Raw genomic sequence first — 13517 nt, 5'->3', positions numbered from 1 at the left:
GAACTGTCGTTATTCTTAAATAAAGTGAGCCGACTGATTATGTTTGCAAGCCCGTTCTCGATTAGCGTGAGTTCATTGTCAATTAAAGTGAGTCAGGCACCGGTCATATTCTCACTTAATGTGAGTCCAAAATGTACGATGTAATCAAGTCAGAGGGATTATGTTCGCGAGCCACTACACATAGTAATACCCGTTTTCCCTGAAAAACCATACTCTGTATTTTCATGGAACAGAATATGAAGTGTCCATAAAACGTACATTTCAGGGGCACCTTCAGACAAGCGAACGTTCCCCCCCACAGCACACACGAATACAGAGAATCGAGGTCGATAGGCCGTTGAGACTGCATCTAATAGCCACCTGTTCTATTGGTTCAAGATTGATGTGGCCTATATCTATATTGTGTTGTCCACTTCCCCTAAACTGAGACAGACTTAATTGGAGTTTTCTGCAATGATTAACGCAGGAGACGACTATGAAAAAATCACGATATACAGAATCTCAGATTATTGGGGTGTTAAAGGAAGTTGATGCTGGTATGAAGGTTGAGGAAGTTTGCCGTCAACACGGTATCAGCAGTGCAACCTTTTACAATTGGAAGTCCAAATACGGTGGTATGGAAGCCTCAGACGTCAAGCGACTAAAAGAGCTTGAAGAAGAAAATGCTAAGCTCAAAAAAATGTTTGCCGATGTCAGCTTAGAAAATAATGCCATTAAGGAACTTGTCGCAAAAAAGGGTTGGTGACAGCAGAGAAACGAGAATGCGTCAGCATCTTGGTTGATGCGGGGCTAAGCGTCGTAAAAGCCTGCCTGTTCGTTGGTATTGGCCGTGCGACCTTTTATCGTCCTGGACGAGACTGGCGTAAAGCGGATGCTGCTGTCATTGATGGTATCAATGCGGTCTTGGAGAAGTCGCCGCGAGCAGGCTTTTGGAAGTGTTTTGGTCGAATGCGTTTCAAAGGCTTCACCTTTAATCATAAGCGTGTCTATCGCGTTTACTGCCAGATGGGGTTGAATCTGAGGCGCAGAACCAAACGGGTACTGCCCAAGCGAATAGCACAGCCTTTAGAAGTACTGGATCAGGCAAACCACCAATGGGCGTTGGACTTTATGCATGACACTTTGTATTGCGGCAAACGGTTCAGAACACTGAATGTAGTGGATGAAGGCACGCGGGAGTGCCTTGCTATTGAAGTTGACACATCACTGCCCGCTGGCCGTGTCGTACGCGTGCTAGAACAGCTTAAAGCTGAGCGTGGATTACCCACTCAGCTGCGTATGGATAATGGCCCGGAACTCATTTCGGCAACGCTGACAGATTGGTGTGAAACCAACAATATTGAGCTGGTTTATATCCAGCCAGGAAAGCCGCAGCAAAATGGTTTTGTTGAGCGCTTTAATGGTTCATTCCGCAGAGAGTTTCTGGATGTGACCTTTCCCCCAAAAATAACACCATGACATTGATGAGATTTCCAATAAACTGGAGACAATGGAGATCTCAACATGAAGAAACGTTACAGCGAAGAGCAAATTATCAAGGCAATCAAGCAGCATGAAGCTGGGGCCAAGGTAGACGACATATGCCGTGATATGGGCATATCGTCGGGTACGTTTTATAACTGGCGAAGCAAATATGCGGGCATGGAAGTCAACGAAGCTAAGCGGCTCAAAGAATTAGAGTCCGAGAACAGTAAGTTGAAAAAGATGCTGGCTGACAAACTTCTTGAAGTTGAAGCGATGAAGGATGTGCTGTCAAAAAAGTGGTGACGCCAGCAGCAAGAAAGCCTGTAGCCCGCTATTTGATTGATGTATTTAAGCTCAGTGAACGGGTTGCTTGTAAGCTTGCTGGTGTTAGCAGAACGGGATTTCGCTACTGCCAAAAAGGTAAAGCTGATGATTCAGTTCGTTCACGTTTGAAAGAGCTGGCGTCTCAATATCCTCGATACGGCTATTTAATGCTTCATGGCTTACTGAAAGGTGAAGGTCTGGTTGTTAATCGCAAGCATACATACCGACTTTATACCGAAGAGGCGCTCCAGGTACGTACTAAGAAGCGTAAAAAGCTAACGCGACCAAGACAGCCAATAGAGGTGCCTTCAGCGCCGAATCAACGCTGGTCTATGGATTTTGTATCAGACCAGCTAAGCAGCGGAAGGCGCTTCCGCGTTCTGAACGTGGTTGATGATTTCTCTAGAGAAATGGTTGGACAGCTAGTCTCGGTATCAATTAGCGGACGACAGGTCGCTCGTTTTCTCAGCCAACTGATAGAGCTACGGGGAAAGCCTAAAAAGGTGATTTGCGACAACGGTACAGAATTCACCAGCAAGGCGATGTTCTTCTGGAATAAAGAAACAGGTGTTGAGCTTGGATTTATCCAACCAGGTAAACCGACACAGAATGCATTTGTTGAGAGCCTGAACGGTAAGTTCAGAAACGAATGCCTGAATCAGCACTGGTTCAGAACCTTAGATGAAGCAAGATACGAAATCGATCTATGGCGCGAACATTACAATAACGTTCGACCACATAGCTCACTGAATTACCTGCCGCCTGTTGAGTATGCAAAACGGGCAGCATAATATGAAAAATCTCATCGGAAGATTGGTGCTAATTCGGGGGAAAGGTCAGATGCTTACTTGTTTGAAAATCTCAGTCAGGTGAGAGACATGGCCTGGTTCTGGCGACTGGATTACAACGAAGAAAGAACACATGAAAGTCTGGGTAACCTGCCACCGGCAGCTTACCGGGCAAAACTGGAAAACTCTAGTTCAGCACTGTCTCATTAAAGGGGAAGTGGACACTCTGAAAGCCGTTTTAAGTGGCGATAAACAAACTGAGTGGCATTTTTCTTTTTGTCAAAGTCGTTGGGATATCGCTCCAAAAGATGCTTCGTTACATCATTCACGGTAAAAGTGTGTAAGCCTAGATCCTCAATAAAATCATAAAAATCAATATCGTATTGCTTTTTAGGCATAATTTAGTTCTCGATTGCCAAACTTATGTCTCGAAATTCGCGACAGTGTACTTCGTCTCTATCATCGAGACAATGAAAACATCAGTCTATTCCTCACATTACGACAAACTCAGGTTGTGGTTAAAAGCACAACGTGAAGAACAGTCTTTAACTTTGCGAGAGGTCTCGGAAAGATGGGGCAAACACCATTCCATATTGGGAAAAATTGAACAAGCTCGGCGAAAGGTTGAGCTGGTTGAGTTCATCGAGTTGTGCGAGATAATTGATGCAGACCCACATGAAGGGCTTTCTCTACTCATAGCATCGATGAATGATAAGTCGCTAAAATGAAAATTCTAAATTGGCGTCAGTCTGAGGCTTCCTTGCCGTCAATTGTCATCGTCTGTAAAGATTTACCTTTATCTCGTTAGTGAAAAGACTGCTCTCACTCCATGATGAAATTATATTCCGCGAATCAAGCCATTGGGCCAATGCCGTATTTTCAGGTGTGTTCTTTAATTTAGGTGAGTGGTAGCCAGTTTTAATTTCAGAAAATGGTTTTGGTAAATCTATCAGAACTTGTCGTATTTCAGCTTCTTCCAGTAAGGAGTGGAATTTGTTAAAAAGTTTGATTTTTGTTTCAACTCGAGTCGAATTTCGTATTAAAGATTGTACAATTGCACTATCAAGGCCGGATATTTGCGCATTGGAATCGATAATTATTTGCCCTATTAATGAAGCTCTTTCCGGACGGTTTACTAAGTCTTCAAGGCTCATCAATCTGATTAATTCAATCTTAGAGCTTATACTAATTTCAGTTTGAAGAAGAGCCTCTTTTAAATCATCATTAAGTTCGTAATCCCCTGGATTATCCAGATATTGTGGAATATTTTTCGAAACAAATTGCACTTGCAAGTCATTCTTGTCAGCAAAAGCATCTAAAATATCTTTGGTAAATCCCACTTTACCCTCTTCTATTAATATCTTAAGCTTTTCATTGTCCATCTCTCTGGGAAGTACATTAAACGAGTTAGGTAGAGCTCTCACGTATGCTCTGTAATCTTTATTGGATAAAGAGTTCGCATTGTATATGAACTCTCTAAGCTCTAAGAAATCTTTATCTCCTGGAATTGGTTTCTTTAGAAGATTTTTCTGTATGGTTTCATGAGATAGATAAATAAACAGACTTTCTGCATTAAACTCTTCTTGCTCCATGAAACTTAGGCAATTCATCCAATGTGGCTCTATAGCCAGCAAATCGAATAGCATAGAGTGTACTTTATTTGGAATATTCTCCAAATTTGGCAACATAGCTTCTTGTCGAACTAGAAAGTCTTGTATGGTATTGGTATCAAGTCCATCGTGGCTGATTACATCAATAATTGCAGCGATATCTTCATTGATATTACCTGGAAGCTCCAACAGTATGTCTCGTAAATAGAGTTCGAAGTCGCGCTCTATACGTTCCGCTAAGATAGTGTTATTTAGAGCACGAATTTTTGTATAGTTTCTAGTGTGAAATCCACCAGAATCTTTCTCACTCAGAATTGAAAAATAAATGTACTCAAGGTTTGATTTAGTTAAATCAAAATTCCCATGCATAAATAGTGTACGAGCTATTTCTGGGTACTTTTTGATTTCTGTGAAATCTTTTACGTCAAAGTCTAATGAAATGAACCGTTCTGGTTCAAGCTCCGGACACTGAGTTAAAACCTCTTGAAAGTTCTCCGAAACAAACTTTGATAACTCAGGAAATTGTTTTGAAATCGACTCTAAGGTTTTAATCGGTAGGTGTAAAAGCAATTGTGTAACGTGATGGACACTATAGGAGCTGGTAATAGAAGCTTTTACAAAACCGTCCCAAACTTTTGTAAGTTGAGCAATTAATTCCGAGATATTATTGCCACCATTATAGTAAGCCTGCATAAAGGTTTCACAATTCTTAAAATCCTCAGAAATATACCGAATTAGCTTCTCTATTTGATTTTGATAAAGGTTCTTATTATCTAAAAGAGTATCGACAAGAATGACATTTAGGATATAGCTACACTCAAAATCCTCGTATCTCATCGCCGCGATAACCTCCTCTGGGTTGTCAATTTGAAAACTGGGCTCGGGAGTAACAAAAGACCTAATATGAATTAGAAACTTATTATCGTTTGGTGATAAACGACCTGAATGAAATAGTGATGTATATTGATAGTAAGTATCGTCAATGTAACCTTCCAAGAGCAGAAAACGAGCTAACTCACCGTTTTCATCGAACTCTTCAAAAAGTATCTCCACGTTCTCTTTGTTTAAGCGTAATAATTCCTTGAGCTTGTGCGTTCTTACTTTTGAGATATTGGATCTGAGTTCAATAATCTTATTCATTATATAAGATTTTTTTTCTTTAGCTCTATCTTCAACTTCTGACTTTCGCTGCTGATAAACCTTTTGAGAGTAATCTGAATGTAAAGCTCGCTTTAAATCAAACCACTGTTGACTGTTTTGAGTAGCGATTAATATCTGTGATGCTCCAAGAAGCTCATTGAATACACTTTCATTTAAAAGGTTTGATAAAGAGATCCACCTATTATTCCCGTCAATACTTAATCGAGTACAATTAGCTGGTAGCACCTCAATAACTGCCATAGCGAAGACATACTGTAACTCTTTTAAGTCGATAGGAACTTGTCGTTCAGCAGTATCAAGCCTTTCTTCGAGCTTCAAGAGTTCGTCTCTATATGTAGCTTCAGTTTGTCCTATAAAAACCTCTTGATGATTTAGTATATTGGCGAGGATTCCTACACCGCGATGTAATAACTCAAAGTCTCTTGGATAAACGTTTTTATAAATGAGCAGCGCGAGTAATTTGTTGGCATCGAGAAGGCTTTCTCCATCTGTCTCTAAATTAGCGACGTAGACAGCATATTCATTAAAAATATTTTGAATTAATCTTAAGTCATTAAGATATCTTGAAACCTCTCGAAGAAATTGACGATCAAGCCGTTCGTCCATTTTTAGTCTATTACCTTGTTCCAGCATCATGTCAATAGAATTAGATGTGTTAATGATAGGTATTACAGGAATAATAAACTCAAAAAATTTAGTTCTATCAGTACTTATAAAAATGTCATCACGCAATGCATATAAAAACCTGATAGTACGACGAACGCCTGCGTTTGCATTTACAAGACTATTTATTTCTCGCAGTGTCACAAATAGATCTGGTTTCTTGAACCTATCCAGATCTTCAATTATTACAAGGTCATATTTAGTTGATTGAAAAAAATATACTATTTCATCTAGATGGCGATTCAATATGGAAACCTGATCTTCGTTTGCGGGCTTTATCTCTACATTTTTAAGAGAGACGCTCTTGAGAGACAAACCGAAACTTACAATATAAATACGATGAACGATCAACCAAAGAAAAGTTAACGCTATGGCAAATCCCCCCAAATTTAGCCAATTACTGATCGTAAACGGCTGAAAAAATGAACCACTTATTATCTCGGCTCTCTTATCGAAAATGTACCAAAGAAATAAACTTCCAAGCATAATGAAAAAGGACCTAATTACTGACCAAGCGCCGGGAGTTTGAATTCTATTGAACCTCGATAAAGGGAGTTTATTGGAATCCGCGCCATACAACATCTGCTGTAAGATGCTTCTCTCAATTTCTTGTCGTCCAGCACCATCGTCTTCTGCATATTCGTCTGAATCAAAAGAAGCTAGAGATATATGAAGTGCGGGTCGGCGATATCTTCTTAAAAAAGATTGAATAATGCTGCTTTTTCCAGATCCGTAAGGCCCCGTTAAAGCAATGTTTAGAACTCGTTTGTTATTGGTAGCAAAACGTAACGCTTCAGAGTACACATCATCCTTATCTGCATCATCGATAGGAGCTAGGTCTACATATTTCGACGGAGAAGATAAGGCATCTGAAGACCGTAACCAATGAGTAAAGCGACTAAATCCACTATCAATCCAGCTTGAAAATAAGGTCATGATTTTTTTCATAAAAAGTCCTTTATTTATAAGTCCTTAAAGAGTATTAAAGTAAAAACCCTATCAATTTTTGTTATTGTTTGCCCTGTTAATTACCGAACCTGTAAGTCGACCAGCCTTCACTCGAAGTTCATCGTAACACATTGTTTAATTTAGAAAGCAATTCTACTCAAGGGGCCAATAGATATTTGTTGTTTAGAACACATGATGTAGGAATGTCTTGGAGGCTGAGTTAGCGAAATGTATTTTTTATTGGAAAGAAAATGGCCCTGAGGAATGTACGGTAAAAGATAAAAACCATGAGTTAGTTAGCTGAAAATTTTCTTTGAAAAGGCCAAACATCAAAGAATTAGAAAGTCCGTTTTTCGGTCATAGTTGCCTAACAATTGTGAGTATATCAATGATCGTTGAATGTACTACTCGTTCGTTCAATAAGTACATTCTCCATTTGTTGTCACCGCTACTACTGAAAATATTTTTTTGCAAAACACCATAAATGCCAAAACACTATGAATGCCTTAATCCAAGCAGAGAATACAAATAGTCAATTCATCCATACCTTCCCTGTTATACTTTCTCTGGAAAATGCATAATGATTTCCTCAATAAGAAACGTCATGTGTGTCTTAAAATTGGAAAGTATGGAAAAAGCTTAGAGAGCAAGTGTATAAACAATTTCCAGACATTTTCCATATTAACAACTAAATAGTAATCATGTACGATGACCTGATTTGCGTGCCGTATTAACGAGAAAAGCCGGTTTACATTAACCGGCTTTTCTATACAGGTGACCAGTATTACCCCTCTACTTCCTCAACATAATCCCACATTTGCTGTAGCTGCTCGCTGAAGCCATTATTCAGCAGCGGGAAGCGGTGGAATGTTTTTGGATCCAGCGATACCTGTTCGATGTGGAAACCGGCGCGGGTGCCGTAGCGTTTCCACGGATTGCGGCAGAACAGTCTGAACCAGCGCTCAACATAAGCAGCCAGTTGGCGCATGTCATGGTCCTTGTCAAAGCCGTTGAGCATCAGTTCTACCAGAATGCTCTTTGGCCACATCTGACGGGCCAGATAGCAATCCATAATGAAGTCGCATACCACGTAAGGCATCAGATCCGCTTCATCGGTCTGCTCTTCCGGACGTAATTCCGCAGTAGGCTGCTGAACGTTCACGCGGTGCATTTCTTTCAGCTGATGACGGGCGCTTTTACCATCCACCGACAGCGGCAGCCCCACTTCTTCCAGCCAGCGGTTCACCTTACGGATAGTGGTTTTGTTGATACCGGCAATCACAGAAATCACACCGGACGTATCACCATCCATTGTCGCGTAACCCAGTGCTGATTCAGACAAGTTAGAAGTCGCAATCAGCAGTTTGTTTTCGCGGTTGGCCAGCATCCACACACCCGGGCTACGGCTTCTGGCCTGAATATTCTGCATGGCGATATCATCGGTTTTCCAGCTCAGCGGCCGGTCCGGATATAAACCATTCACCAGCGAGTGATATTGCTGTACTACCGGCTCAATATTCCAGCTGTGGAACGTTGCACCGATTTCTTCCGCCAGATATTTCGCTGCGTTGAACGTGGTTTCAGAGGAGTTATCTGTGCCCTGATACAAACACAGTAACACCTTCGGCATGGCCTTTTCTTTCAGCCAGGCAATTTTGTCTTCGCCCGGTGCAATAGCATCGATTTTCGCCGCCAGCCCTTTGGGTAGCGTAGCCAGATAATCATGTACGCCGAGTTGTTCCAGCGCCACAAAATGAGACACATACACCGAAGCCGCCACCAGCGCGGAGTCCGCACCGCCGGACAAACTCACCACGTAACCGTCGGTGTGAGTACGGGTAGTCCAGTCCCACAAACCATTGCCCAGCGCATAGCAGATTTCGGTGTAGGCGTAGTCATCACCACTAAGTGCATCCCAGAATACCGGCAGCTCGTCTTTGGCAGAATCAACACGGTCGTTGCTGCGTGCAGCCAGCACGGCATCATTTGGCAGAGTGAGTGACAGTTCGACATCCACCACATTGGTGTCGTCGATATCGATGGTTTCAGAACTGATAACGCGGGAAACACGGTTCGCGCTCACGTTCACCAGGGTTTGGTTCATAACTACATCGCGCACGTTGAAGCGATCGCCACGGGAGACGATTTTTCCTTCCGACGCAATCAGTGAACCGCCGTCAAAAATGCTGGTACCGTTTTCGGTACCGGCTAAATTCGCGTAGGCATACACCACGCCAAAGGCACGGGAGCCTTCTTTAATAAACTGTTCACGGATGAAGTTTTTGCCCACTGCAAAGTGAGAGGCACTGGGGTTTAATAATACGTCCACGTTACGATGATAGAGATCACGCCCCGGACGGTTTGCCACCCAGGCGTCTTCGCAGGTTTCCACGCCGATACGCAGGCCACCGGCATTCACTACCACATCACCAAAGGGCACGTTGAATGTCGGATGATTTACCACCCTGCCCCGTGGCCAGGCTTCAAACCAGCGCGGTTCATAGTGCAAGCCATTACGGGCCAGATATTGTTTGCAGGCAAAGCCATGCAGGCCGTCGGCACTGATAAACGCCGTGGTGTTATACACCTGACCGCCCGGAAACATCACCGGCATGCCCATAGCAATAAGCATGTTTCCGGCATGTTCGCGCTCATGGGCCAGTGCCTGATAGCCGGCGAGTACATCGTTCAGCGCAGCTTCTGTCGCCTGATTAAATTCCTGGTAACTGAAATTGTCTTCACACCCGTAGCCTGTCAGTGCAAGTTCAGGCATCAGCAGGATATTGATATGGGCGTCCATTGCACGCTCAACAGCACTGAGGATTCGGGCTACATTGCCCTTAAAGTCGAAAGGAATTTGACGCAGCGCTGCTGTGCCGATTCGGGTGTAATTTGCCATAGGTGATCTTATGCCCAGTCTACTTCGAATACCTTTTTCAGGTAGCTTACAAATTCAGGATCTTCGCAAAGGTTTTTACCCGGCGCATCAGATATTTTCGCCACCGGCTTTCCGTTAACCCGTACCAGTTTCATCACGATATTCAGTGGCGTGACGCCGCGAACATCGTTAGACAAAAAGGTACCAATCCCGAATGATGTTTTGATCCGCCCGCGGAACCGCAAAAACAGCGTTACCATGGTTTTAAAATCCAGTCCGTCACTGAAAATAATGGTTTTCGTTCGCGGATCAATATGCAAATTCTCATACATGCGAATTGCCTTTTCCCCGAATTCTATCGGATCACCGGAGTCATGTCTTAAACCATCGAAGAGTTTTGCAAAGTACAAATCGAAATCACGGACGAAAGCGTCCATACCAATGGTATCTGTCAGGGCATAACCCAACTGGCCACGGAACTCCTTCACCCAGGCTTCAAGAGTGTGCTTTTGTGAATTTACCAGTTGCACGCCGACTTGCTGGGACAACATAAAAATTTCATGGGCCATGGTACCGATTGGCAAAATGTCGAACTCTTTCGCCAGATGCATGTTCGATGTACCGGTGAGAAATTGCGGCACCATGCTTTTCAACATATCAATAACAGTAAGCTGTGCTTCATAGCTGAAGCGACGACGGGTACCAAACTCTGCAATGGATAAGCCGGTTAAATCGTGCTTTTCATGCTGTTCTTTCAGCCATTTCACTTTTTCGAATAAAGGCTGACGCACATCCTCGTAGGTTTTGTTTGGGTAGTTCCGGCGGTTGTACACTTCTGCCACGGTAGACAACACCGGCATCTCAAAATTGTGTACGTGCATCAGGGGGCCTTTCGCACGAATCGACAACTGTCCGTCTTCTTCTGAAAAATGCAAAAAGCGTGTCTGATACGACCACATTCGAAGCCACTCAATAAAGTCCTTCGTGTACCAGGGGATGGATTCCAGCCAGCTTATCTGGTCCGGTGTAAAGCGGAGGCCGTCGAGCTTTTCCAGCTCCTGCTGAATTTCAGCCCGGTAAGGACGTAAATCCACATCGCTGCGCACCACAAACCGGTATTCCACATCTTCAACATAAGGAAACTGGTGCATAAAACACTGCCACATGTTCATTTTGTAGAAGTCGTTATCTAACGCAGAGAAGTTTAAGTGTTCCTTAAACAAAGAATTTCGGGACATGGGTTTGTTTCTTAGTGGATTATGCAGCAAGGGCCTTTTTGACATCGTCGATAGTAGCGGCGATGACAACTCCTGATTGTTTAAGAGATTGAATTTGGGTGTCGATACCGTCAGGCGCAATGCCCCGGCACGCATCCACGTGCAATATGACAGTAAACCGGCCGGTATTCTGTAACTGGCGCGCAGTAGTAGCGACACAGAAATCTGTCGCCAGGCCACCGACAATTACTGTTGTCACGTCATTGCAGCGTAAGTATTCGATTAACCCCGTGGACAGTTTTTCAGCCAGGTCATGGTAACAAGCACCATAGGGATGAAGGTCGGGAGCCACGCCTTTCCAGACGAAAAAATCGTACTCTGTGGGCGCAGGTAAACCGTCAAGCAGCTCAAAGCCTTTCGTACCGGGCTTGCAGTGCATTTTAAATGTGCAATCGGTATTCGGATGATCCAGCGGTTGAAACTGTTCATCGTCTTTCTCTACCCGGAACAAGGCTGCATCACAATGGGAATCGCTGGAACCCACAATGAAATCCGCCAGTGCATTTTGCGCCAGCAACGCCGGTACGATTTCATCTCCGCCCGGAACAGGCAGTTCATCGGGGCATAAAGGGGTAAACCCTTTTTGCGGATCGACATTAACGGATGCAATTTTCATCAATAAGCTCCTCACTTTTTAAAGAGTATTCTATCAATACCCTTTTAAGTCAATCAAAATTTAATCAATCACTACCTGGGGCGATTTAAGACTTATAAATTGTGGTTTTATTTGCCTTTCTGGTAACTAATGAGTATTTTAAAAATACTCATTAGGAAGGTGTTCAATATGAAAGTAGCGGTGTTTGGTTCAGCGTTTAATCCGCCCACTAAGGGGCATGCTGATGCGATTGAATCGATTCTGGCACATGCAAATCACTATGAACGGGTAGTGCTCATCCCTTCTTTTTGCCACGCATTCGCGAAAAACATGATTGATTACAGTCACAGGGTTGCCATGCTGAATGCGTTCGTGAGTGATCTTCAGGATGACCGTATACATGCCCTGCCCGTTGAGCATCTCATCAGTGACGGTGAAAGCCCTGTGTACACCTACGATGTACTGTCTTACTTACACAATACGCAGTTTAGCGGCGATCAGCTTACTTTCGTTATCGGGCCGGACAACAAAGCAAACTGGCCGAAATTTTATAAAGCGCAGGAAATTGAAGAAAAGTGGCATGTTCTGGTGGTGCCTGAACGGCAATCTATCCGTTCAACCATGGTCCGTGAAGCGCTGGCAGAAGGTAATGCCGCAACATCCCTGATAACCCCTTCCGTGGCTGATTACATCAACAGGCATAATTTATATGCGTGAAACTGCTTACCCGACCCCGGTATGTACCATTGATGCCATTTTATTTCGTATCCGTGCTGATAAGCTGGAAGTCGCCCTGATCCGCCGCCCTGCTGATGCGCGGGTATACGCCAACGTATTAGCATTGCCGGGGGGATTTGTTCATACCGACAGGGATCAGACACTCAACGACACACTCCTTCGCAATTTGCAGTCAAAGGTGGGCCTGAGCCCGTCTTATATCGCGAAACTGGAATTTGAAGGTAACATCAGCCGGGATCCGGAGGGATGGAGTATTACCTGTCCTTATTTGTGTCTGGTGGATGACTCAGCGCCGTGTCTTGAGCATGTTCACTGGCATGATGTCAGCGATTTTCTGCGTGATTCACCCTCACTGACACTGCCGTTTGACCATCAGCAACTTATACAGAAAGCCTTTCAACGGCTTTATCACCGCGCAAAATACAGTACCGAACCCAATTACTTTTTCAAGAATCCGTTTACCCTCTCAGAATTGCAAACGGTGTATGAAATCGTGCTTGGCAAACCCCTGCACAAAAAGAACTTCAGAGACCGGATTGAAGAAAGTATGTCAGTGGAAGAAACCGGTGACAGTAAAATTGTAAAACGAAGCCGGGCCAAACTTTACACCCACAAACACCCGCTAAAGCCCCACTTTTTCTCCCGGGTCATGCAAGGTGCGTTTGATTAATTTTTAAGATTAAGTCTATCAATTAGTCCCGTTACGCACTTTCTGAAATACCGCGCATAATACATTCATTAAAGTTAATGGAGAGTTATATTATGAGAGCGGGTATTTCAACTGTCGCTGTGTTGTTCGCTGTTGCGTTTGTTGCCACCTATGTTCTGACTGCAAACCTGGTGATGAGCGGTTTTTCAGCCTTAATGGTGTCATTTTTTCATTTGTGCATCCGTTGGATCCTCACTGAACTGGACCCTTCTTCCGCATCGCTGTAGGTCGGCGGTAGTGTGTGGATATTCGTCGTAAACTTGCAGATACGATGAATAACCTCTTTAGCAAAACCATCCGCTTTGCAAATCCGGTAAGCCGTGTCGTATGCTTCTGAACGGGAAACGGGCTGTTCGCCGGCA

General features: G+C 43.6%; 9 protein-coding genes and 2 pseudogenes. 6 read left to right on the top strand and 5 right to left on the bottom strand.

Annotated features, from left to right (window positions below):
• Positions 1 to 475 precede the first annotated feature (475 nt).
• The 3 genes and pseudogenes from DS731_RS03155 to DS731_RS03145 form a co-directional block, all read left to right on the top strand.
• Positions 476 to 1428, top strand: a pseudogene (locus DS731_RS03155) (IS3 family transposase); the annotation flags it as partial.
• Positions 1429 to 1503: 75 nt separating this feature from the next.
• Positions 1504 to 2579, top strand: a protein-coding gene (locus tag DS731_RS03150) for an IS3 family transposase (protein WP_119499497.1) whose coding sequence is annotated in 2 segments (ribosomal slippage) — positions 1504 to 1753 and positions 1753 to 2579 — 1077 coding nt in all. Because the reading frame shifts where the segments join, the coding sequence is not laid out codon by codon here.
• 51 nt (positions 2580 to 2630) lie between these two features.
• A pseudogene (locus tag DS731_RS03145) lies at positions 2631 to 2786 on the top strand (integrase core domain-containing protein); the annotation flags it as partial.
• On the opposite strand, the gene DS731_RS03140 reads toward DS731_RS03145, so the two are convergent.
• From DS731_RS03140 to DS731_RS03115, 5 genes are all read right to left on the bottom strand, one after another.
• Positions 2783 to 2974: a hypothetical protein gene (locus DS731_RS03140; RefSeq protein WP_119499964.1), complete on the bottom strand. Its 192-nt coding sequence runs from the start codon at positions 2972 to 2974 to the stop codon at positions 2783 to 2785. The pseudogene DS731_RS03145 and the gene DS731_RS03140 overlap by 4 nt on opposite strands.
• Before the next feature lie 375 nt (positions 2975 to 3349).
• Positions 3350 to 6958, bottom strand: a complete 3609-nt coding sequence (locus DS731_RS03130; RefSeq protein WP_119499963.1) for a YobI family P-loop NTPase — start codon at positions 6956 to 6958, stop codon at positions 3350 to 3352.
• A 784-nt stretch (positions 6959 to 7742) separates the two neighbouring features.
• Positions 7743 to 9857, bottom strand: coding sequence for an NAD(+) synthase (nadE, locus tag DS731_RS03125; protein ID WP_119499962.1), 2115 nt, complete (start codon positions 9855 to 9857; stop codon positions 7743 to 7745).
• 8 nt (positions 9858 to 9865) lie between these two features.
• Positions 9866 to 11074, bottom strand: a complete 1209-nt coding sequence (gene pncB, locus DS731_RS03120) for a nicotinate phosphoribosyltransferase (protein WP_119499961.1) — start codon at positions 11072 to 11074, stop codon at positions 9866 to 9868.
• A 19-nt stretch (positions 11075 to 11093) separates the two neighbouring features.
• Positions 11094 to 11729: an isochorismatase family protein gene (locus tag DS731_RS03115; protein WP_119499960.1), complete on the bottom strand. Its 636-nt coding sequence runs from the start codon at positions 11727 to 11729 to the stop codon at positions 11094 to 11096.
• Positions 11730 to 11897: 168 nt separating this feature from the next.
• On the opposite strand from DS731_RS03115, the gene DS731_RS03110 reads away from it, so the two are divergent.
• The 3 genes from DS731_RS03110 to DS731_RS21865 all read left to right on the top strand — a co-directional run bounded on the left by DS731_RS03110 (position 11898) and on the right by DS731_RS21865 (position 13382).
• Positions 11898 to 12425: a nicotinate-nicotinamide nucleotide adenylyltransferase gene (locus DS731_RS03110; RefSeq protein ID WP_161599084.1), complete on the top strand. Its 528-nt coding sequence runs from the start codon at positions 11898 to 11900 to the stop codon at positions 12423 to 12425.
• Complete coding sequence (locus DS731_RS03105; RefSeq protein WP_119499958.1) at positions 12418 to 13116, top strand: NUDIX hydrolase; 699 nt, start codon at positions 12418 to 12420, stop codon at positions 13114 to 13116. Before DS731_RS03110 ends, DS731_RS03105 begins: the two co-directional genes overlap by 8 nt.
• A gap of 92 nt (positions 13117 to 13208) precedes the next feature.
• Positions 13209 to 13382, top strand: coding sequence for a hypothetical protein (locus DS731_RS21865; protein WP_161599083.1), 174 nt, complete (start codon positions 13209 to 13211; stop codon positions 13380 to 13382).
• The last annotated feature ends 135 nt before the right edge of the window (positions 13383 to 13517 follow it).

Source organism: Alteromonas sp. RKMC-009 (genome assembly GCF_003584565.2).
In the GTDB taxonomy this organism is placed as follows: Bacteria; Pseudomonadota; Gammaproteobacteria; order Enterobacterales; family Alteromonadaceae; genus Alteromonas.
This window is presented reverse-complemented; position numbering and strand designations above follow the sequence as displayed.